This is a genomic window from Bacillus nitratireducens (assembly GCF_001884135.1).
Classification (GTDB): Bacteria; Bacillota; Bacilli; order Bacillales; family Bacillaceae_G; genus Bacillus_A; species Bacillus_A nitratireducens.
In genome coordinates, this window is record NZ_MAOC01000079.1 from 1 (window position 1) to 327 (window position 327).

Sequence of the window (327 nt, forward strand, 5' to 3'; positions counted from 1 at the left end):
CGTAACAAGGTAGCCGTATCGGAAGGTGCGGCTGGATCACCTCCTTTCTATGGAGAATTGATGAACGCTGTTCATCAATATAAGTTTCCGTGTTTCGTTTTCGTTTAGTTTTGAGAGTTCAATTAAGTATTGACTCTTAAATGAGGATATGATATAAATAAATCCTGCAATTTGTATGGGCCTATAGCTCAGCTGGTTAGAGCGCACGCCTGATAAGCGTGAGGTCGATGGTTCGAGTCCATTTAGGCCCACCATATATATTATTCCGCAGTAGCTCAGTGGTAGAGCTATCGGCTGTTAACCGATCGGTCGTAGGTTCGAGTCCTA

1 tRNA gene is annotated in these 327 nt (G+C 43.7%); it reads left to right on the plus strand.

Annotation, left to right across the window (positions count from 1 at the left end):
* Positions 1-177: 177 nt before the first annotated feature.
* Positions 178-254, plus strand: a tRNA-Ile gene (locus BAU23_RS21200).
* Positions 255-327: the final 73 nt, after the last annotated feature.